The 21,340-nt window shown below is 48.0% G+C and carries 17 protein-coding genes; 5 read left to right on the top strand and 12 right to left on the bottom strand.

Annotated elements, in window-relative coordinates; all coding sequences use genetic code 11:
• Window positions 1-56: 56 nt before the first annotated feature.
• The 3 genes from HG547_RS07560 to HG547_RS07550 all read right to left on the bottom strand — a co-directional run bounded on the left by HG547_RS07560 (window position 57) and on the right by HG547_RS07550 (window position 2,975).
• A complete protein-coding gene (locus HG547_RS07560; RefSeq protein ID WP_169547484.1) occupies window positions 57-1,025 on the bottom strand; it encodes a hypothetical protein in 969 nt (322 codons plus the stop codon).
• Window positions 1,026-1,068: 43 nt separating this feature from the next.
• Entirely contained in the window at window positions 1,069-1,944 is an 876-nt protein-coding gene (locus tag HG547_RS07555; protein WP_169547483.1) for a 3'-5' exonuclease, read from the bottom strand.
• 104 nt (window positions 1,945-2,048) lie between these two features.
• Entirely contained in the window at window positions 2,049-2,975 is a 927-nt protein-coding gene (locus tag HG547_RS07550) for a DUF808 domain-containing protein (RefSeq protein ID WP_099456857.1), read from the bottom strand.
• A 256-nt stretch (window positions 2,976-3,231) separates the two neighbouring features.
• Between HG547_RS07550 and rpiA the strand changes: the two genes are divergently transcribed.
• Window positions 3,232-3,891, top strand: a complete 660-nt coding sequence (gene rpiA / locus HG547_RS07545) for a ribose-5-phosphate isomerase RpiA (RefSeq protein WP_169547482.1) — start codon at window positions 3,232-3,234, stop codon at window positions 3,889-3,891.
• A 98-nt stretch (window positions 3,892-3,989) separates the two neighbouring features.
• Here the strand turns inward: rpiA and HG547_RS07540 are convergent, their stop codons facing one another.
• Window positions 3,990-5,180 carry a class I SAM-dependent methyltransferase gene (locus tag HG547_RS07540; protein WP_169547481.1) on the bottom strand — a complete coding sequence of 397 codons (1,191 nt, stop codon included), beginning with the start codon at window positions 5,178-5,180 and terminating at the stop codon, window positions 3,990-3,992.
• A 272-nt stretch (window positions 5,181-5,452) separates the two neighbouring features.
• Window positions 5,453-6,586: an endonuclease/exonuclease/phosphatase family protein gene (locus HG547_RS07535; RefSeq protein ID WP_169547480.1), complete on the bottom strand. Its 1,134-nt coding sequence runs from the start codon at window positions 6,584-6,586 to the stop codon at window positions 5,453-5,455.
• Window positions 6,587-7,204: 618 nt separating this feature from the next.
• Here HG547_RS07535 and HG547_RS07530 point away from each other — a divergent pair.
• From HG547_RS07530 to HG547_RS07515, 4 genes are all read left to right on the top strand, one after another.
• Window positions 7,205-7,885: a hypothetical protein gene (locus HG547_RS07530; RefSeq protein ID WP_169547479.1), complete on the top strand. Its 681-nt coding sequence runs from the start codon at window positions 7,205-7,207 to the stop codon at window positions 7,883-7,885.
• A 22-nt stretch (window positions 7,886-7,907) separates the two neighbouring features.
• On the top strand, window positions 7,908-9,281 hold the full coding sequence (gene mgtE, locus HG547_RS07525) for a magnesium transporter (RefSeq protein ID WP_169547478.1): 1,374 nt from the start codon (window positions 7,908-7,910) through the stop codon (window positions 9,279-9,281).
• A 326-nt stretch (window positions 9,282-9,607) separates the two neighbouring features.
• Window positions 9,608-10,696: a methyl-accepting chemotaxis protein gene (locus HG547_RS07520; RefSeq protein ID WP_069453358.1), complete on the top strand. Its 1,089-nt coding sequence runs from the start codon at window positions 9,608-9,610 to the stop codon at window positions 10,694-10,696.
• A gap of 333 nt (window positions 10,697-11,029) precedes the next feature.
• Complete coding sequence (locus HG547_RS07515) at window positions 11,030-11,767, top strand: ABC transporter substrate-binding protein (protein ID WP_224022186.1); 738 nt, start codon at window positions 11,030-11,032, stop codon at window positions 11,765-11,767.
• A gap of 71 nt (window positions 11,768-11,838) precedes the next feature.
• On the opposite strand, the gene carB is transcribed toward HG547_RS07515, so the two are convergent.
• From carB to HG547_RS07480, 7 genes are all read right to left on the bottom strand, one after another.
• Window positions 11,839-15,063, bottom strand: coding sequence for a carbamoyl-phosphate synthase large subunit (carB, locus tag HG547_RS07510; protein WP_069453359.1), 3,225 nt, complete (start codon window positions 15,061-15,063; stop codon window positions 11,839-11,841).
• A 27-nt stretch (window positions 15,064-15,090) separates the two neighbouring features.
• A complete protein-coding gene (gene carA, locus HG547_RS07505) occupies window positions 15,091-16,266 on the bottom strand; it encodes a glutamine-hydrolyzing carbamoyl-phosphate synthase small subunit (protein WP_211164580.1) in 1,176 nt (391 codons plus the stop codon).
• 168 nt (window positions 16,267-16,434) lie between these two features.
• Window positions 16,435-17,247 (bottom strand): 4-hydroxy-tetrahydrodipicolinate reductase, encoded by an 813-nt coding sequence (dapB, locus tag HG547_RS07500; RefSeq protein ID WP_037415093.1) that lies wholly within the window; start codon window positions 17,245-17,247, stop codon window positions 16,435-16,437.
• Between the two features lie 70 nt (window positions 17,248-17,317).
• A complete protein-coding gene (locus HG547_RS07495) occupies window positions 17,318-17,935 on the bottom strand; it encodes an FKBP-type peptidyl-prolyl cis-trans isomerase (RefSeq protein ID WP_169547475.1) in 618 nt (205 codons plus the stop codon).
• A gap of 192 nt (window positions 17,936-18,127) precedes the next feature.
• Window positions 18,128-18,937 carry a M48 family metallopeptidase gene (locus HG547_RS07490; protein WP_169547474.1) on the bottom strand — a complete coding sequence of 270 codons (810 nt, stop codon included), beginning with the start codon at window positions 18,935-18,937 and terminating at the stop codon, window positions 18,128-18,130.
• A gap of 135 nt (window positions 18,938-19,072) precedes the next feature.
• Window positions 19,073-19,666, bottom strand: a complete 594-nt coding sequence (locus tag HG547_RS07485; RefSeq protein WP_169547473.1) for a GNAT family protein — start codon at window positions 19,664-19,666, stop codon at window positions 19,073-19,075.
• 119 nt (window positions 19,667-19,785) lie between these two features.
• A complete protein-coding gene (locus HG547_RS07480) occupies window positions 19,786-21,126 on the bottom strand; it encodes a DEAD/DEAH box helicase (protein ID WP_169547472.1) in 1,341 nt (446 codons plus the stop codon).
• Between the last annotated feature and the right edge of the window lie 214 nt (window positions 21,127-21,340).

The following is a 21,340-nucleotide window of genomic DNA, read 5'->3' as shown; positions in this document are numbered from 1 at the left end:
ATAAATTTAAGCGCAGTACATCCCATACACTAGCGACTAAATTCCCTCGCTAATGGTTAATCATCAAGGGTTGAGATAAAAATCCGCCGCAAATCATTGTCCCAAAGCTGGATAATTTTGCGGGTCTTATCCTTATTCCAAAAACACTTACCAAACAGGATAAGCCCTGCGCCCTCTAAATCCCGCTTATCTTCGATATTAAAGCGCTTAAACAGTTTGGTTTTGACGGCCTCAATTGGAATGCCGATGTCTTTACTGTCGGCAGGATTGAGCCAAGATAACGTCGGGTCGCTGTGGGAGATAGTGCCCCAGTACATATGGGGTTTGTTATCCGTCGGATCCGCATCGGCAAAATTCACAAACAAATTCTTCGCACGCCAGCGGTACTTACGCTCATCATCGGTGTAAACCCAAAGATCCGAAGTCGCCAGATCGGAGCCTCGCAGCAGGCTATGGAGTAACTTTTCTAGCCCTTGGCTCGGAGTACGCTTTGCCGTGATGGCTATTTCTGGCTTATCGGCCGCTACCTGATAGTCAGCTTTTGGCTCCTGTACTGACTCTAATTGCTCGGTATCATTTTCAATTTCACTTTTGGCCACAACCTCTTGCTCTTGGGGAGCGTTGATTTTGTGCGCTGAGTTAGATGGTCTCTTATTACTGGGATTAAGCGAAAAATCGATTACCAAAGCATCGGCGTCGAGCAATTGTTGCTGCACTTCGAGGGCATCTTGTTCTTCACGGGACTTTTGCGCCGACGGATTAAATTCGATGCAATCTAACTCATGGTAACGGGAGCCAAAACAGGCGGCCTTACCATCCTTAGATGCTTTACGAAAATAGGCTTTGCCGTAGCAGGCGGGGCAATATAAATGCTGGCGCAAACGCTCAATATCAGCCTCGGGTAACTGCTGAAACTTGAACACACTGTAGGTGACACCAGCCTGAGCATGAGGATTGAATCGTAATGGTGACGAAGCCGGCTCTGCCGCAGCCTCGGTTGTGAGTACACAAATCGCATCCAACATCTCTTGCTCCCTAATCCTTATCTTCGCGACCTTATCTCAAGTCTTAAGCTGGATGAAAATAGCGCGCGAGTCGTGCTGCTAAACTCGGCGGCAATAAGGGTTTATTAGCGACTGTCGTTTTGCCATAAAAACCTTGCAGCTTGTCGATTAACTGCCAAAAACATTGGTTCGCTGCCAATGCATCGAGGGCGGCGTACTGAACTTGCGCTTGAGATAAAGGCACCTGTTGCCAATTCGAGAGAGTCATTTTTTTAGGTTTATCGATGCGTTTATGCAGTAATGCCGCCACCAATTGCCGCGTGCCCATCTCCTTCCCAGCCCCGAGCTGCGCCATCGCCCAATTCAAATCGAGTCGAGGGGAGACCTGAATATCCCAATCCCGTTTCAGTGCTTGGCCATCGCCCCTTAATCCAATCCCCACTTTGAGGATCTGCTCATTTTCGAGCAAAGGTTTAAGCTCAGCGAGCCTCTCACCCAATACCGCCTGTTGAAATAAATAACAGGTATCGGAGGTCGCCAATTGCACTAAGCTCAAGGGATGTTGAACACCCGGCTCAAAGCTTGCCCGCGTTTCGGTATCAAACCCCAGCACGGATTCACTGCTAAGTTGTTGTAAGGCGGCGGTAAGCTTATCAGACGAAACTAACTCGACCCGCACATCCACCAGCGACAGTGGGGTAAGATTAGCCAGCTCGGCATCTGTTAAGCGCGTGGTTAAGGCAAGCTTTTGTTGAAACCATGCAAACTTGAGTTGCGAATCGCCTGCCGATAAATCCCCCGCTTGGAGCTCGGTTAACTCCGCCAGATAGTTGCTGCCCGCCGCATCCATCGCCGCCAGCAGTTTGTCGGTATGTTCGCCTAATTCCTCACGCAGCCAAGCCAACTTATTGGGGGAAAGGCAATAACGCATTAATTGCATAATTCGTCCTTGGGCGCTGAAAGAATCGCGACGAGCATCTTTGCACTCGCACAGCTCGGATTAGCTGACGCTATAATCGCCAGCAATAAAAGGATGAAAACGGATCAGCTACGCAGCTTTTGGAATCCGGTCATCACCAATACCGCTAGGGCGCCCGCCGCAATACCAAAGAGCGCATTAAGCACACTCGGCGTCAGTAAACCAAGCATGGGGCCGACTAGGGCAAAGGTTTCCACAAATTGCTCGGCATGGTGAATTTGCTCGCCGACCCAATGTAAACCATGGGTCAGAATGCCGCCCCCCACCATAAACATGGCGGCGGTCCCGATAATGGTTAGGCTCTTCATCAACACGGGCGCCGCGCTCAGTAAGCCAAACCCCAACTTACGATTAAAGCGAGTGAAGCCCGACTCACCCTGACGCTGGCTAAGGTACAGACCCGCATCGTCCATTTTGACAATCGCTGCCACCAAACCATAAACGCCTATGGTCATCACGATACCAATAATGGCGAGGGTAAAAAATTGCGTTGAGAGCGACTTATCCGCGACTATGCCTAAAGTGATGGCGATAATTTCTGCCGACAACACAAAGTCGGTGCGAATTGCGCCCTTCACTTTTTCCTTCTCATAGGCCGCTAGATCGCTTATCTCGGGTAAGTCAGATTCAGCCTGCTCCGCGTGTTTGTCTTTGCGGTGGCTATAGCTGTGGTGTAATTTCTCAAAGCCTTCAAAACATAAAAACAAGCCGCCGAACATCAATAAGGGGGTCACCGCCCAAGGAATAAAGGCGCTGATCAACATGGCTGCGGGCACTAAAATCAATTTATTGCGAAACGAGCCTAAGGCGACCGCCCAGACCACAGGTAATTCGCGGTCGGCACTCACGCCCGTGACTTGCTGGGCGTTTAAGGCCAAATCGTCCCCTAACACCCCAGCGGTTTTCTTGGCAGCGACCTTACTCATCACTGCCACATCATCCAAAATGGATGCAATATCGTCGAGTAAGGTTAATAAACTTGCCCCTGCCATACACACTCCCTTAAACCAATGTTTTATTTTGCCGATTCTGCTTTGGCAATAGTAACTTAGTTAGATTAAGCCCGCATAGAGTATTGTCTCTATCCAGATGTACTTTATCTTAAAGCACTTCCCTTTATACACAGATTAAATCAGTGCGGGCTGTAAGCAAGATCACAGCCATAGTGCAATAGCACCACACTATTTGGCGGAAAAGAGTATACTAAGCGCAGAATTTTTTACTCATTTGCCATTACAGGATGTCAACATGACTCAAGATGAAATGAAAAAAGCCGCAGGCTGGGCTGCACTCAAATACGTTGAGAAGGACAGCATTGTAGGTGTGGGCACAGGCTCAACCGTTAACCACTTTATCGATGCTTTGGCGACCATGAAGGCCGATATTGAAGGTGCGGTATCAAGCTCAGAAGCCTCTACCCAAAAGATGAAAGCCCTTGGCATCCCGGTTTATGACTTAAACAGCGTCGATAAATTATCCGTGTATGTCGATGGAGCCGATGAAATCAACGGCCATATGGACATGATCAAAGGCGGCGGCGCGGCATTAACCCGCGAGAAAATCGTTGCGGCTGTGGCTGAAAAGTTTATCTGTATCGTGGATAACACTAAACAAGTGGATATTTTGGGTGAATTCCCGCTGCCCGTTGAAGTGATCCCAATGGCGCGCTCTTACGTGGCCCGTGAACTGGTCAAACTCGGCGGCGACCCAGTGTACCGTGAAGGCGTTATCACGGATAACGGCAACGTGATCCTCGACGTTTATAATCTTAAGATCATCAATCCTAAGGAATTAGAAGAGAAGATCAACGCCATCGTTGGCGTAGTGACTAACGGTTTGTTCGCGAAACGCGGCGCCGATGTGTTACTGGTTGGCACCCCTGAAGGCGTGAAAACCTTTACCGCTTAAGGGCTGACTGAGTCGAAAGACCAAGACTCCCATGCGAGAAACAAAAATGCCGGTGCAACTGCACCGGCATTTTTTATGACCCTAAGGCCATTAAGCGATTACCACACTCGAGCCACTAAGCCCTTGAGGTAAAAACCTTCGGGGAAGGCGCTACCAATCGGGTGATCACTCGCCTGACTTAAACGCTCGATAAATTGGATCTCACGTTTGGCATCCAGTGCAGCATCGGCAACGATTTTTTGGAACAGATCCGCAGGCATTAATCCCGAGCAAGAGAAGGTCAACAGCACCCCGCCAGGATTTAATAATTGCAGCGCAATCATATTGATATCTTTATAACCGCGGCAGGCGCCGTTAAGCTGCGATTTGTTATCAGCAAACTTTGGTGGGTCGAGCACAATCACATCGAAGGTTTTACCTTCATCGCGGTACTGGCGTAGCAACTTGAACACATCGGCTTCGTTGTAATGCACATTGTCATCACTTAAGCCATTGACTCGCATATTCAAACGCGCAGTATCGAGGGCAAGGGCCGATACGTCCACGTTTTCAATACTGGCCGCGCCCGCTTTAGCGGCATAGAGGCCAAAGGTGCCGGTGTAGCAAAAGCAGTTTAGTACCGATTTGCCCTTCACAAAACGGGCGGCGATGGCACGGTTATCCCGCTGGTCAAGGTAAAAGCCAGTTTTATGGCCTTTAGTCACATCGACGGCAATTTTGATGCCGTTTTCTTCGATAATGACCGGCATCTCGGGTAGTGTGCCGTGGAGCAATCCCATGGTCGCAGCTAAACCTTCTTTTTTACGGGAATCGACATCCGAGCGCTCATAGATAGCACAATCAGGATAGAGTTCGGCAAGCACCTCGACAATTGTGTCACGCCAAACATCGGCGCCCATACTCAGTAATTGGCACACCAATACATTGGCATATTTATCAATGGTGATACCGGGTAAGCCATCTGACTCAGCGGCAATTAAACGGTAACCCGTTAAGCCTTGTTCACGGATCAAATCATCACGTCCAGCTTGAGCACGCAGGATGCGGCGCTTAAAAAACTCACGGTCAATTTCTTCTTCGCGATCGAATGTCCAAACTCGCACTTGGATTTGTGACTCGCCCGACCAAGCACCACGACCCAACCAATGGCCATCATGGGCAACCACATCTACGGTCTGCCCCGGTTCAGGCTTACCTTTAACGTTATGGATCCCATTGGAAAATACCCAAGGATGACGACGCTCAAGGGACTTTTCGCGACCGGGTTTAAGTTTGATTCTGATAGCCATAGTACCGCCTTTGATAATTGTACCGCCTGTGTGTTGTACCACCGTAATCAATAGTACCGTTCGAACACTAGGCGCCGCCCTCTAAAAATGGAAGCGGATAATATACCTAATAGGGTTCGAGTGCGAGCCATCTGTCCAAAACATCAGCTCTCCATTCCCATGGTCTGCGATCATACTCCAGTTTCGCGGGTAAAACCCTGGGCCGAGGGCGTGTTAACGCTTCAAGATGAGCTGTTGTTCTTGATGGCATCCTAGCCAGCTATTTTTACCTACTAACGCCGCAGCGCCAACTCTACCCATACCGGTGCATGGTCGGTACTGTAAGCATCGCGCTCATATTCGGGCCTGACTAAGTGTCTATCGCAGGTTTGATAATCCACCACCTGAGCCAAACTGCAACTATCACTGGCATCAAACTCATTGGAAAGCAAAATATAATCGAGTACCGAACCTTTAGGGCCGTAGTAATGGGTTGCAGCTCGATGCTCCCGAGAATGGACTAGGTTATCGGGCATATTCGCCGCAATAAATAACTCGTAAGCATCTTGCAGTCGATATTGGGCAAACACAGCCGAACGTGCAGTATCAGACAAATGCCCAAGTCCAGCGGCCTTGATATCGTTGCTGTGGAGATGCTCGCCTTGGAGCGTTAATGCATCCAACGCCCCCATGGACAAACTATCGTTAAAATCACCCATCAGGATCACCGGATATCTTATGCTTTGCCGCCGCGCGAGAATAGCATGGAACAACAATGCTGCCTCTGCGCCCCGCTGCATGGTCGATGCCCAGCGACCTAGGGCTTGCTCAGTTAATAACTTAGTCTCAGAGTGCAACGCAAGCGTAGGTGGCGCACTTAAGGTTAAGCCTAAGGGATGTGGCTCTAACGCAAGTCCCGGACGCTTAGATTTAAAATGCACCACATAGCAATCACAAGCGCCAATTTGCGGTATATCCACCGTCGCCCGCAGCACTTTACGACTAAAGGTAAATTGGCTCGATAACCCCATCGCTGCCACTAAATGTGCATCGGGTTCAATTGCATGCACCTCAAGGATAGGAAAGCGCGACGCTAGCGCAACCACAGGGCTTTGATAAATGTAATCACTGACCAAAGTGGCGCTATCAACTATGGCAAAATGTGTTAACCCTTGCTGCGTCGCAAGTTGTTTTAATGGCTCAGGGCTAAACACCTCCTGAAACCCGACAATATCCGGATGATATTGGTTTAAAAGCTCGCCAAACCACTGACACTTCTTTTGCCACTGGCCATGGCTATAGATATTTTCAAAATCGTAAAAGGCTAAAGGTGGTTCAATAAAATTAAATAGATTGATAGTCGCAATACGAATATTCGAGTGGCAGTTTTCAGCCGAAATGGACTGCTGTTGGGAAGCAAATGTCACAGGTGATTCCTCTTTAGCCAAACCGTTGTGCTAATTAAACTCGGTTATTAACTGATTGCGATAAATCGATTTTATCATTAAATACATCCATTAACTGGCGCAGAACAACAGCAATTAATAAATATCAAATCTTATAAAAATACAGTCCGACACCCTAAGGCAACCTGCTGAACACCAAAATGCAACACAGCAAAAACCTAAAACAAAAATTAACTCAAGAATAAAAGCAAAATTGAAACATAAACATAGGTAATTGCCTATTGGGTTGACTTTCATTGTCAGCGGTTTAGAATCTAGCCGATTTTACCATTAGGAGACCAACTGTGGGCACACACATAAGCGACAGTAACAGTAGATGCCCTGTCCAAAAGACAGGATTTAACGCCTAGCACTAGCCCGCAATATTTTGCTGCTACCTGCTAAGCAGGGTAGTAGCGTGACACATCTCACCCCACTCCCGTACATTCAATTTCAGACCTTAATATTAGCCAGTCATGCTAGCGTTAGCGCTCGCCTATTGGTTTTTCCGGCATTGAGCCGGAGAATAAGTGCTGCCTATTGAATACATCTTCACGCCTATTTTGCCCCAGTTGGCTCCCACACTCAGGGAGTTAAACCATGGCGTACACAAACAAGCCATTCACCTTTGCTTTTCAGTCTTGGGCATTTTTGGGGCTATGTATTAGCGTCGCAACAAATGCCTCTCAACTCGATGTGGATGATCCCAGCATCGCCGAACACTGCGAGTTACAGCTAGGTTGGCAACAGCCGAGATCCGATCACAGCGCAAAACAGATAAATGGCAGTGGCACCTGCAACCCAGGCCTGTGGGAATGGCACTTAGGCATTGAACAACAAAGCAATAATGCTATCAATGAGCAGCAAACCGAGCTGGGATTCAAATTGCCATTAAATGCAGACTATGCCCCTTGGCAAAGTGCGCTGGCTGTTAATTTGCAAAAAAATCATCAAGGCAGCCACCCTCTAACAACGCAAATTGTGGGGATTTTGGGATATGACTTGGCAGCTCAGAATTTACGCCTCTATAGCAACCTAGGTATCGATCAGTATGGCGCTCAATCGCCCCAGCTTATTGCAGGAGTTGCTATCGCCTTCGAATACGACACTGAGCAGCAATGGATAGCCGAATTTTATCGCCATGAGTCCCATGAACGAACCTACAAACTCGCATATCAATATTTACTTAAAAGACAGTTACAACTTCAACTAAGCCTAGGCAACAGCCTAAAAGGAAACACACAACAGCTGGGTGCTGACTTTACCTTTTTCTTTAATTAATAGATCGTTGGGAGAATGAACTATGAACATGAACAACAACCAAAAAAATACTAAGCAAATCGTCGTAGCTATCCAAAATATTTTAGAGCAGCGCGATACAGCAGGCATTACGGCTTTAGCGAAAGAGCGTCACCCCGCAGATATTGCCGCTGTAGTTGGTAGCTTTACTCAGCCACAGCAATTACGGTTTTTGCAACTTGCGCCCGCCAAAATTGCGGCGGATTTATTTCGTTATTTACGTGATGAATTACAAACAGAATTAGTGCAGCAGTTAGATAAAACCACGCTGTCATCGCTGTTGCTCACTATGGCAGCGGACGAGCGCGCCGATCTTTATAACCTGCTCGAACCTGAACAACAAAAACGATTATTGCCCGTGTTAGCGCAGGCTAAACGGGAAGATCTGCGCACCTTGGCCGCCTACGATAAAACCAAGGTCGGTGCGGCGATGACATCGGATTATACCTTGCTCAATAGTCGACATACCGCCGCACAAGCGATTGATATGCTGCGCACGGAAACCGCCGACAAAGAAACCATATATCAAGCCTATGTGGTCGATATGTTAGGCCGTTTAATTGGAACTGTATCACTTAGACAATTACTTTTAGCGCAGCCAGAAGAGCGAGTGGTCGACTTTATGAAGCCCAACCCCATTGCCTTAGATGCCAACGCCCTTTGCCAAGAGGCAGTACAGATGATCGCCCATTACGATTTGTTGGCTCTCCCCATCATCAATGGCAAGGGACAGTTAGTCGGTATTGTCACCTATGACGATGCGATGGACATTGCCAGTTCACAGGTTGATCTTGAATTTACTAAAACTGCGGCCATCGGCAATATTGATCACAATTTAAAAACCGCCAGCATAGGCCTGCTCTATCGTAAACGAGTCGTTTGGTTGGTCATTTTGGTGTTTGGTAATATTTTCTCTGGCGCTGGTATCGCCTTTTTTGAAGATACCATTGCCAGTTATGTTTCTTTGGTGTTCTTTCTTCCCCTGCTCATCGATAGCGGCGGTAATGCGGGTTCACAATCAGCCACCTTGATGGTGCGAGCCTTAGCCACTGGCGAAGTGATACTCAAGGATTGGCTCTCATTACTGGGGCGTGAATTAGGGGTAGCAGGATTACTCGGTGCCAGCATGGCCTTGGCAGTATCACTACTTGGTTTTTGGCGCGGTGGTCCTGAGATTGCTCTAGTTGTCGCGCTGACCATGCAGATCGTAGTGATCATTGGCAGCCTGATTGGCATGTCACTGCCCTTTTTACTCAGCAAGTTAAAAATGGATCCGGCTTCAGCCAGCGCACCACTTATCACCTCAATCGCCGATATCATTGGTGTGCTCGTTTACTTTAGTATTGCTACAATGATTTTAGATTTACCTGTGGCTTAAAAGAGTTACAACGCTTTTGCTGCCATGCCGATGAAAGGCAGACCAAAGCGTTAACACTCAAACTAGCAAGCTCAATTAAGGTTGAATCGCAATTTGTAGAAATACAGTACGAGATATTCACTTGTTACCCAAAATGGACTTGGGCAATTTATTTGCTCAAGTTCATAAATTCATTGTTATTCAATAAAAAAGTAAGATTATGGCATTGATATACGTTAATATTTTCTTACCACACTTTCCTACTTACCCTAATACCGCAGGGATTGCACCTTAGACGTTATTAATGCAGTGGCCATAACAATATCAATAAAAGTTTAGAGGTTTTTATGTGGTTTAATTCAAGACTCAAAGCAGAAAACGAAGCGCTGAAGCAAAAGCTAATTGATCAACAAGATAGATACGAAGTTGAAATCGAAGAGCTAAAAAATATGGCCCGCGAAAATGAAGCCATGCAACAACAGTCCCGCCAAAATACCGATCATTATAGTGCTGTGATTGCCTGCCAAAATCAGGGCGGCGAGATGTTAAATGCAGTGAGAGATGGTCTTGCCAGCAGTGCAGAGCTACTCACTGAAGAAAAAGAAGCACTGTCCGAATTAGATAAGATTTTTGATCAAACGCGGGTAGCCATTATTAATTTAGGTAATAGAGCAACCTATATTAATGAACAAGCCACCAGTAGCATGACTGCTGTAACCGAGCTCGATAGTACCACTTCTTCTATTAACCAGTTTGTTGCCGCCATTCAAGGGATCTCTGAGCAAACCAACCTACTCGCCCTCAACGCAGCAATTGAAGCCGCCCGAGCGGGCGAAGCTGGACGAGGTTTTGCGGTAGTTGCCGATGAAGTCAGACAATTAGCCAGTAAAGCTCACGAAGCGAGCAGCCAAATCGAAAAACTAGTAAAACAGATTGTTACACAAGCCTCTAATATTAAAGAGATTGTTCATAATAATCAAAACAGTGCCCTCGATGTTGCCTCATCTTCAACACAAATAGGGCAAGTCGTTGAAGATGTACTGCAACGTTCTAATAAAATGCAGCAGGTAATTCATAATGCTGCGACAGCCTCATTCTTAAATACCACTAAACTCGACCACGCCGTTTGGAAGAGTAATGTGTATCAACTTATTGAAAAGAATCAGCACAGCCATGGTGTGAACTCCCATACTGAATGCCGTTTAGGCCAATGGTATTTTAAAGGCTTTGGTGCTGAAAATTATCAACATTTGAGTAACTTTAAGGCCTTGGATGCACCCCACAAAGCGGTACACGATGCAGGTAAAGCAGCACTCGCGGCAAGGCAACAGGGCAATTTACCCGAAATGGTTAGGCAACTACGTTTAATGGAAGACTCAAGTATGCGGGTCGTCAATTGTCTCGATAATCTACTACGTGATGTTTATCGCCAGTAACAGCAATATATACCCATGAATAGCGCTTTTTAAGTGACCTATTCATGGGTCATCAATTAGCAACCTCACTGATCTAAAGCTCACTAAAACTGATATAGCGCATCGGCAGCCTCCTTTGCACAACAAGGAGGCAATTCTATCTTGCCTCAATGACCAATATGATTTATCGATAATTTTCTAAGCCAAGAGTACAGATCACAAAATAACCCTAAAGTGGCTTGCGAGCTTAAGAGTTGTCATCTTTAATTCAATATGAGCACGCCGTGAGACTCGCATATAACATTCTAATTCCTAGGGTTATTAATGACATTTTTTACCCATTTAGTGCGCGTTATGCTTCTCTGCGTTATCCCGCACACAGCTCAGGCCACACTCAATATTTATACAGAAGAATGGGCTCCGATTAGCTTTTCGGTTGATGGCCAACCCGATGGATTAGCTGTACAAGTCGTGCAAGAAATCCAAAAACGTATCGATAACCAAGATCCTATCAAGATTGTGCCCTGGGCTCGCGGCTGGAAAATTATCACCGAACAACCCAACACGGTGTTATTCACAATGACACGTACCGCAGAGCGGGAGCGTATGTTTAGTTTGATAGGTCCTGTCGCGGTTGGCACAACAAACTTTTATGCCCTAAAAAGTAGCAAGCTTAGCATTGACTCAATTGAGGGTGCTAAGCAGGCAAAAGCAATTGGGGTGTATCGTTCCTCAGTCGAAGAAAAATTATTAATGGATCATGGGTTTACAAATCTCGCCCCCTCATCGACACCACTACTAAGCGCAAAGCAGTTAATGAAGCAGCGAATCGATCTCTGGTGCAACGCTAATCTCACGGCGCCAAGTATTCTTGCAGAAGCCGGAGCCAGTATTGATGATGTAAAATCCCTCTACACCATCAGCGCGAATCATCTCTATATTGCGTTTTCTCAAGGCACACCAACGGAGGAAGTTGATAAATGGAAAGAGGCACTAGTCAGCATCAAGGCCGATGGCACCTTTGCACAAATTTATCACCGCTGGCTGCCCAATGATGCGCCGCCAATGGAAACCGAGCGTATCGGTTTATAAACCTTTTACCCCTTAAAAACAAAGGCCGGATAACTCAGTTATCCGGCCTTTTGATTGCAGAGGCTTATGGCTTATTTAGCCAATACGCGCTGATGCAGCTCTTGCACTGACGTCACGTTAGTGCGATCGTCCGCAGCGTGTGCCATGCAAGTGGCAAATGCCGCGTTCATGGTCGTGGTGTAGTTCACTTTGTAACGCAGTGCACCGCGACGTAATTGACGAGAGTCTTCAATCGCTTGACGGCCTTCAGTAGTGTTCACGATATAGGTGTACTCACCGTTCTTGATGCGGTCAAGAATGTGTGGACGGCCTTCGTGTACCTTGTTGACTAAGCGTGGGTTGATACCCGCTTCACCTAGGATTACTGCAGTACCGTGGGTGGCATCGATTTGATAACCCAGCTCAATCAGCTTAGCGGCTAAGTCGGCAACCCGTTTCTTATCGCTGTTACGCACAGATAGCAGTGCACGACCAGACTTAGGCACTTCAGAAGTAGCACCTAGCTGCGCCTTCGCATAGGCTTCGGCGAAGGTATCGCCCACGCCCATTACCTCACCCGTTGAGCGCATTTCAGGGCCCAACAGTGGGTCAACGCCAGGGAACTTGTTAAATGGCAGTACCACTTCTTTCACAGAGTAGAAAGGTGGAATCACTTCTTCAGTGAAGTTTTGCGCTTTTAAGCTTTGACCTGCCATCACACGGGCGGCAATCTTCGCTAACGGCACACCAGTGGCTTTCGACACAAATGGCACGGTACGCGCTGCACGAGGGTTAACTTCAATCATGTAGATTTCGTTATTCTTCACGGCAAACTGCACGTTCATCAGACCGACAACACCCAGCTCCATCGCCAACTTGCCGACTTGCACGCGCATGCGATCTTGGATTTCTTGGCTTAGGGTGTAAGGAGGCAGCGAACAACCTGAGTCACCTGAGTGAACACCCGCCTGCTCGATATGCTCCATAATCGCGCCGATAACTACGGTTTCACCGTCACATACTGCGTCGATATCCACTTCGATAGCATCGTCTAGGAAGTGGTCTAGCAGTACTGGTGAAGCGTTAGAGACGCTTACCGCTTCGTTGAAGTAGCGCAGTAAATCCTGTTGGTCGTAAACGATTTCCATCGCGCGGCCGCCCAGTACGTAGGATGGACGCACCACCAGCGGATAACCGATACGCTCGGCGGCAATTACCGCACCTTCTACCGTGGTGACGGTATCGTTTTCAGGCTGCTTCATTTCCAGGCGTTGAATCGCTTGCTGGAAACGCTCACGGTCTTCTGCACGGTCAATCGCATCAGGGCTAGTACCAATAATCGGCACACCCGCCGCCTCAAGGGCGCGAGCCAGTTTCAGCGGAGTTTGACCACCGTACTGCACGATAACGCCCTTTGGCTTCTCGATACGGACGATTTCTAACACATCTTCTAGAGTAACAGGCTCGAAGTACAGACGATCTGAAGTGTCGTAGTCGGTAGAAACGGTTTCAGGGTTACAGTTCACCATGATGGTTTCGTAACCGTCTTCACGCAGTGCTAATGCCGCGTGCACACAGCAGTAATCGAATTCAATACCTTGACCGATACGGTTTGGACCACCACCTAACACCATGATTTTGTCACGGTTGGATGGGTTAGCTTCACACTCTTCCTCATAGGTTGAGTACATATAAGCGGTGTCGGTGGCAAATTCAGCCGCACAGGTATCTACGCGCTTGTAAACTGGGTGGATGTCGAAACGGTCACGCAGTTTACGGACTTCAGTCTCGTTTACGCCAAGGACCGCCGCCAGACGCGCATCGGCAAAGCCTTTACGCTTAAGCTTACGCAGCAGTTCTTCGTTAAGACCGGCTAAACCGCCTTCGGCCACTTGGCCTTCCAGCTTAATCAGCTCTTCAATCTGGACTAAGAACCATGGGTCGATGTTGGTTAAACGGAAGATTTCATCCAAGGTTAAACCCGCACGCATCGCATCGGCGATGTACCAAATACGGTCACAGCCAGGCTCTTTTAGCTCGAGGCGGATACGGGCTAACGCATCAGGCTTAGACATGTCAGTAATCGGGTCTAAACCGTGACGGCTTACTTCTAAACCGCGCAGGGCTTTTTGTAGTGACTCTTGGAAAGTACGGCCAATCGCCATCACTTCACCCACAGACTTCATCTGCGTGGTTAAGCGGTCGTTAGAACCAGCGAACTTTTCAAAGTTAAAGCGAGGTACTTTAGTCACAACATAGTCAATTGCAGGCTCGAACGACGCTGGCGTACGGCCGCCAGTAATGTCGTTCATCAGCTCATCGAGGGTGAAACCCACCGCTAACTTGGCCGCAATTTTTGCAATTGGGAAGCCGGTTGCTTTTGATGCCAATGCCGATGAACGCGATACCCGTGGGTTCATCTCAATGATCACCATACGGCCATCTTTCGGGTTGATACCAAACTGTACGTTCGAACCGCCCGTTTCAACACCAATCTCACGTAGTACGGCCATCGAGGCATTACGCATGATTTGGTATTCTTTGTCAGTCAGAGTTTGTGCGGGTGCTACTGTGATAGAGTCGCCAGTATGCACACCCATTGGGTCGAAGTTTTCGATAGAGCACACGATGATACAGTTGTCGTTACGGTCACGAACCACTTCCATCTCGTATTCTTTCCAACCGATTAAGCTCTCGTCGATGAGTAGCTCTTTGGTTGGCGATAAATCTAAACCTTGAGAACAGATTTCTTCGAACTCTTCCTTGTTATAGGCAATACCACCGCCCGAGCCACCCATAGTGAATGATGGACGGATAATACAAGGGAAACCCACTTGTTCAAGCACGCCATAGGCTTCTTCCATGCTGTGGGCGATGCCCGCGCGTGGACATTCTAAACCAATGCTCTTCATGGCTTTGTCGAAGCGGCTACGGTCTTCGGCTTTATCAATCGCGTCGGCAGTAGCACCGATCATTTCAACGTTAAATTCAGCCAGCACGCCTTTAGCCTCAAGCTCAAGCGCGCAGTTTAGAGCGGTTTGACCGCCCATGGTAGGCAGAATCGCATCAGGACGTTCTTTGGCGATAATGTTACGTACTACTTCCCATTGGATTGGCTCGATGTAAGTGGCATCGGCCATTTCGGGGTCGGTCATAATGGTGGCAGGGTTAGAGTTCACCAGAATGACGCGATAACCTTCTTCACGCAGGGCTTTACAGGCTTGAGCGCCTGAATAGTCAAACTCACATGCCTGACCAATGACAATCGGGCCTGCACCTAGGATAAGAATACTCTTTATATCTGTACGTTTTGGCATTGCTTCTCTCTTCTCCTAGCTTGCGTATTACTTAGCGTTCTGACTTTTCGTTACAAGACGATAGTGTTCAATAAGCTCGATAAAGTGATCGAACAGTGGGGCCGCATCGTTCGGACCAGGGCTCGCTTCAGGGTGACCTTGGAAGCTGAACGCAGGTTTATCCGTCAGATGGATACCTTGCAGTGAACCATCGAACAGTGACTTGTGGGTCACTTTGATATTGGCAGGTAATGTGGCTTCATCGGCAGCAAAACCGTGGTTTTGGCTGGTGATCATCACGTTACCTTTTTCGATATTGCTCACTGGGTGGTTAGCACCGTGGTGACCAAACTTCATCTTTAAGGTTTTCGCGCCTGATGCCAATGCCAGTAACTGGTGGCCTAAACAGATACCGAAAATCGGCGTATCGGTTTTCAGGATTTGTTGAATCGCTTCAATCGCGTAGTCGCATGGCTCTGGGTCACCAGGGCCATTAGAGAGGAACACACCGTCTGGGTTCATCGCTAACACTTCAGCAGCGGGTGTTTTTGCAGGAACAACCGTCACATCACAGCCACGGTCAACCAACATACGCAGGATGTTTTGCTTAACGCCGTAGTCGTAGGCAACCACTTTGTATTTAAGCGCTTCTGCTGGAGTATCTTCAGGCAAACCGCCCACTAAACGCCAGCTACCTTTACGCCATTGGTAGGCTTTGTCAGTCGTGACTTCTTTCGCTAAATCCATGCCCTTTAAACCAGGGAAGGCTTTAGCAGCTGCAAGCGCTTTGGCTTCATCCAAGTCAGCACCCGCCATGATGCAACCCGCTTGGGCACCTTTTTCACGGAGGATTCGAGTTAATTTACGAGTATCGATATCTGCGATGCCAACAACATTGTTTGCTTTGAGATAATCGCTAAGGGTTTGTTGATTACGGAAACTACTTGCTATGAGCGGAAGATCGCGAATGATTAAACCACAAGCATGAACCCCATTGGATTCGACATCTTCATTATTGGTACCAGTATTACCAATGTGGGGGTAGGTTAAAGTTACTATCTGGCGTGAATAAGAGGGATCAGTTAAAATTTCTTGGTATCCCGTCATCGAAGTGTTAAAAACAACTTCACCAACTGAGAGACCATCGGCACCTATTGCTGTGCCAGTGAATACGGTTCCATCTTCGAGTACGAGTAAGGCAGACTTTGTCAACGCGACCTCCATAAAGAGCCAAGCCACTGAAATATAATGTTTTTATGTTATGTTAAGATACCAATTTCCGCTGATTTACGAAATTTTGACAAATTCCAGCGAGTTTACAGGATAAACTCAAACTCGTCTACACATTGGTATCTGAGTGCAAAAAAAAACGCCAAATGGCGTTTTTTAATTTTAATGTAAACCTAATACCTGCTGCATATCATACAGACCCGGTTTCTGCTCCACCAACCAATGAGCGGCACGCATAGCGCCGTTGGCAAAGGTCATACGGCTGGAGGCTTTATGGGTGATCTCTAAACGTTCACCAATATCGGCAAACATGGCGGTATGCTCGCCCACTAAGTCGCCTGCGCGCACAGTCGCAAAACCGATGGTTTCACGGTCTCGCTCGCCCGTGATCCCTTCGCGGCCATAGACGGCGCATTTTTCAAGATCACGACCTAAGGTCTTGGCAATCACTTCACCCATTTTTAGTGCCGTGCCAGATGGCGCATCTTTCTTATATCTGTGGTGACCTTCGATAATCTCGATATCAGTGTAATCGCCCATGACCTCAGCGGCCAACTCAAGCAATTTCCACATCAGATTGACACCCACAGACATATTCGGCGCCATCACAACCGGCGTTTGCTCGGCAAAGGCATTGATTTGTTCTTTTTGAGCATGATTGAAACCAGTTGTGCCAATCACCATGGCTTTCTTATGGCGTACGCACCAATCTAAATGGACAATACTGGCCTCTGGCGCAGTAAAATCAATCAGCACATCAAAGTCATCGGTCGCATAGTCCAGCGAATCCATGATAATGACATTTAACTTACCCACACCGACAAGCTCGCCCGCATCCACGCCAATTAAGCTTGAACCTGAACGCTCAATCGCCGCGCCTAAGCGAATGTGCTCTTGATGATAAGCCGATTCAATAAGAGTCCGTCCCATGCGTCCACCCGCACCGACAATTGCAACTCTCACTTGTCCACTCATTTCAATCTCCTCAATCGTTTTTGTCTTCCATACAAAAACGCCTAAGACTGGCTTAGGCGTTTCAATCACATTAGACGATGTCTAATAACTCGACTTCAAACACTAAGGTTGAGTATGGAGGAATAGAAGCACCCGCACCACGCTCACCGTAAGCTAAGTGATGTGGAACGAATAATTTTAACTTGGTGCCTACTGGCATCAGTTGCAGCGCTTCAGTCCAGCCAGCGATAACGCCAGATACTGGGAATTCAGCTGGTTGGCCACGTACAACAGAGCTGTCGAACACATCACCATTGATGAAAGAACCGTGGTAGTGAGTGCGAACAGTATCTTCGTAGGTTGGTTTTGCACCGCTACCTTGAACTAATACTTCGTATTGCAGACCAGAGTCAGTCACGATCACGCCTGCACGCTTAGCGTTTTGCGCTAAAAACGCTTCGCCTTCGGCAGAAGCTTCTGCAGCAGCTTGCTCTTGAGCCGCTTGAATGCGACGGCTGATCTCAGTGAATGCAACTTGCATATCTTGCATAGATACAGCGCTTTCAACGCCAGCAAATGCATCGGCTAAACCTGCTTGAACGGCAGCAATATCCACACCTTCAAAAGAATTAGCAGCCAGTTGCTCGCCCATTTGACGACCGACACCATAGCTTGCTTGCTGTTCAACAGTACTGAATTTATCAGACATAATTAACGACTCTCAATGTTCAATGGAATTTTGCGCGCCAGTTTACCATAGTTCCACGCCCTATGCTGATAAACTGACTGCTTATTTAACTTTGGCGGCGATTTTACGTAACCGATGCGTATTTATCCAGCAATAGCGCCTAATTGCGGCAAGATAAGGCCTGCATCTAAACGAGCGCCACGCCCTAAATCGCTATTTCGGCAACACGCATTGGTTTTTAACACTTGCCTTTGCGCTCTGATACAAAGGCTGCATTTGCCCCTGTAATTGCTCGAGTTGGGCGATGCGATTACTGTTGGATGGATGGGTTGATAACAGCTCTGGCCCTTGGCTGCCGCCCGCTTTCGACATATTGTGCCACAGCACCACGCTCTGCGCTGGGTCAAATCCCGCCCTCGCCATCAACTCCAGCCCCATCACATCTGCCTCACTCTCTTGAGCGCGGCCAAAGGGTAAAATCACCCCGACCTGCGCGCCCAGTCCTAAAGCAGACATATATAAGTCACGGTTTGATACGCCACTCGCGCCAAGGGCGGCATCGGCGATTTGCATCCCCATCCCCGTCATCTGCGCCCGAGAGACCTGCTCATTACCGTGCTGCGCTAATACGTGGGCCACTTCATGGCCTAAGACTGTCGCCAGTTGATCCGGCGTGCTCGCGACTTTTAATAATCCGGTATACACGCCAATGTGTCCGCCAGGCAATGCAAAGGCGTTCACTTGCTCGGAGTTGAATAGCACGACATCCCACTTCTGGCTTTGATCGGGTAGCACAGCGGTGACGCGATTCGCCACACAATTTACATACTGGGTGAGCTTTTTATCGCTGCTGATCTTTTGCTGCTTTTTCATTTCTTCAAAAGAAGCATCCCCCATTTGCTGCATTTGCGATGCCGAATACAGCAAGGTTTGGCCACGCCCCGTGGGCGATTTAGTGGTCGCGCAGCCCGATAATCCTAACGTGAGTCCAACCGCCACTAAGGCGAGTGTTATTGATTTCATAGGGAACTCCTTAATCCGAACGAGGCTGAAGCTAGCAGACTCAACTAATCATGATTAAGATTTTACTGAGATAGCAAGCAGAAGCCAAACGAGATTCAGAATCTTGTCTGGTAGCACGAGTGAGCCTAGCGCCAGTTAACGTGCAATATAGTCTTCCCTTAACATGGCATAGAGATACTCATCGCCCCATGCGCCCTTAAAGAAGATATTTTTGACATAATGGGCTTCGCGCCGAAAGCCGAGTTTTTCGAGTAATCTACAGCAGGCAAGATTGTCTACATCGGTTATTGCAATAACACGATGCTTGTCTAATTCCACAAAGAGATAACCCAGCAATGCGCTGACGGCCTCAAACGCAACCTGCTGGCCTTGATACTCAGGCGCAATCGTAAAGCCGATTTCCATTTGCTGCTCATCAATAAAATGCAGCGCCAAATCGCCCACTAAGGTGGCAGGCGTCACAAGCGATGCCGTAGCGACAATCGCCAATTGAAACCAAGTGTCCGCCGCGCCAAATTGTGCGTAATCCATGTTCTCGAATAACGCGACAGCATCGCTATAAGAGTAATCCGTCCAGCTTTGATATTTGGCGACCTTAGGCTCGGCTCGATAGGCGGTAAAAGCTTCAAGATCCGCTCGCTGAAATGCTCGAAGCGTAAAACGTTGGGTGGTTAAACCGTGATTTACCATGTGGTGAAGTGCGTTACCTATCGCCAATGTCGACGCCATGCCTGCTCCTTTCATGTGAATAAACCGCTAATGTCAGTCCCTAAACTCGCTATATAGTTCGCCCGGTTGAAACAGGTAAGCCGCAACCAATAAGTATGGATAGCAGCGCAGGCTTACACTCAACGCTTACCTTTAAATGCCTTGACGCTGTGCTTATTAATACTGCGACGATTCGCCTGTTTATCCCGCGGTGGACGCTTAGGCGCAACGTTATGCTCAGCACCATCCTCTCTAGCTCTTTCGCTCGGCTTATCGGTCACCGGAAAGTCTGCCAATGATGCTAACGGTAACTCACGCGCCGTCAAGTTGCGGATCGCGCTTAAGCTTGGCATTTCACCATGGCACACCAAAGAAATAGCGAGCCCGTTGGCACCCGCCCTTGCGGTGCGGCCAATGCGGTGCACATATACAGGCGCACTGGTGGGTAAATCTAAATTGATCACCACTGGTAAGGCATCAACATGAATACCACGGGCCATTAAATCCGTCGCCACCACCACTTGAATACGATTGCCTTTAAAGTCGGCCAAGGTTTGGCTGCGCACGGTTTGATCTTTTTCACCGTGCAGTGCAGCAGCATTTATCCCCGCCTTAACGAGTCGTTTCGCTATTGCATCCGCATCATCGCGGGCACTGATAAACACTAGCACTTGCGGCCATTGATATTGTTTGAGTAACGCAATCAATGCCTGCGCCTTACTGCCCTTATTGACTAAATACAGTCGCTCTTCGATTTCGGCGGCGACAGCATTGCGTGTACTGGCCTCAACTCGCAGGGGATCATTGCTCAGCAATTTACCCGCTAAGGAATCCAACGCCTCTGGCAAGGTGGCAGAAAATAGTAAGGTTTGCTTACGCTTAGACATCATTGTCATCAGCTTTTGCACATCAGGCCAAAATCCCATTTCCAGTAAGCGGTCGGCTTCGTCTAACACTAGGTATTTAATCGAATCGAGACTGATATAGGACTGTGAGCATAAATCCAATAAGCGCCCAGGGGTTGCCACCACAAGCTGCGGTTTAGCGACAAGTTCGGCTAATTGGTGTTCCTGCGCGATACCGCCACAGAGGAGCTGAATATTCAAAGAAGACGATAACTTTCTCGCCAGCGCCTGCAGCGCTATCGTTACCTGCTGTGCTAACTCTCGCGTTGGCACTAACACTAATGCCAGTGGATTAGCCGCTGGCACGGATTTAGCCATCGTTTGCGCAGCAATTTGTTGCCAGAGGATTTGCAGCAAGGGCAAACCAAAGGCAAAGGTTTTACCACTCCCAGTTTGCGACAGCGCTAACACATCCCGCCCCGCCAGAATCGCCGAAATCGCTAATTGCTGTACCCGTGTCGGATGCTTGAGCCCGGCAGGCAATACCGAACATAACGCCGCATTGACGCCAAGCTCGGCAAAGGTTAACGACTCAGGGGAATACTCTGGGGAAGAAAAAGGCTTAGGAATGGTCATCGTAACACCAATAAAAACATGGGAGCGAAAGTTTACGCAGAGTTGGCTGCTAATACCAATGTTGTTTCGGCTTTGACTAAAGCCTTGGTATAGTTTTCGACGGTATATTTAGGTATTCACGTTACGTAGCCCCAAAGCCTAAGTTGTATTTTTAAATTAAAGATAAAGTCTTGGCTATTCAACCGACCTAAAGGGAGGTCACTGCAAGGCTTTA

It is taken from the genome of Shewanella sp. DNRA4 (assembly GCF_012843185.1).
Lineage (GTDB): Bacteria > Pseudomonadota > Gammaproteobacteria > Enterobacterales > Shewanellaceae > Shewanella > Shewanella xiamenensis.
Note: the sequence above shows the minus strand (reverse complement) of the source record. Positions and strands in the feature narration are given on the sequence as shown.

Coding starts and splice junctions, on each gene's coding strand:
- HG547_RS07560 (WP_169547484.1), bottom strand. CDS start 1,025: ATGTTGGATGCGATTTGTGTACTCACAACCGAGGCTGCGGCAGAGCCG.
- HG547_RS07555 (WP_169547483.1), bottom strand. CDS start 1,944: ATGCAATTAATGCGTTATTGCCTTTCCCCCAATAAGTTGGCTTGGCTG.
- HG547_RS07550 (WP_099456857.1), bottom strand. CDS start 2,975: ATGGCAGGGGCAAGTTTATTAACCTTACTCGACGATATTGCATCCATT.
- rpiA (WP_169547482.1), top strand. CDS start 3,232: ATGACTCAAGATGAAATGAAAAAAGCCGCAGGCTGGGCTGCACTCAAA.
- HG547_RS07540 (WP_169547481.1), bottom strand. CDS start 5,180: ATGGCTATCAGAATCAAACTTAAACCCGGTCGCGAAAAGTCCCTTGAG.
- HG547_RS07530 (WP_169547479.1), top strand. CDS start 7,205: ATGGCGTACACAAACAAGCCATTCACCTTTGCTTTTCAGTCTTGGGCA.
- mgtE (WP_169547478.1), top strand. CDS start 7,908: ATGAACATGAACAACAACCAAAAAAATACTAAGCAAATCGTCGTAGCT.
- HG547_RS07520 (WP_069453358.1), top strand. CDS start 9,608: ATGTGGTTTAATTCAAGACTCAAAGCAGAAAACGAAGCGCTGAAGCAA.
- HG547_RS07515 (WP_224022186.1), top strand. CDS start 11,030: ATGCTTCTCTGCGTTATCCCGCACACAGCTCAGGCCACACTCAATATT.
- carB (WP_069453359.1), bottom strand. CDS start 15,063: ATGCCAAAACGTACAGATATAAAGAGTATTCTTATCCTAGGTGCAGGC.
- carA (WP_211164580.1), bottom strand. CDS start 16,266: ATGGAGGTCGCGTTGACAAAGTCTGCCTTACTCGTACTCGAAGATGGA.
- dapB (WP_037415093.1), bottom strand. CDS start 17,247: ATGAGTGGACAAGTGAGAGTTGCAATTGTCGGTGCGGGTGGACGCATG.
- HG547_RS07495 (WP_169547475.1), bottom strand. CDS start 17,935: ATGTCTGATAAATTCAGTACTGTTGAACAGCAAGCAAGCTATGGTGTC.
- HG547_RS07490 (WP_169547474.1), bottom strand. CDS start 18,937: ATGAAATCAATAACACTCGCCTTAGTGGCGGTTGGACTCACGTTAGGA.
- HG547_RS07485 (WP_169547473.1), bottom strand. CDS start 19,666: ATGGCGTCGACATTGGCGATAGGTAACGCACTTCACCACATGGTAAAT.
- HG547_RS07480 (WP_169547472.1), bottom strand. CDS start 21,126: ATGACCATTCCTAAGCCTTTTTCTTCCCCAGAGTATTCCCCTGAGTCG.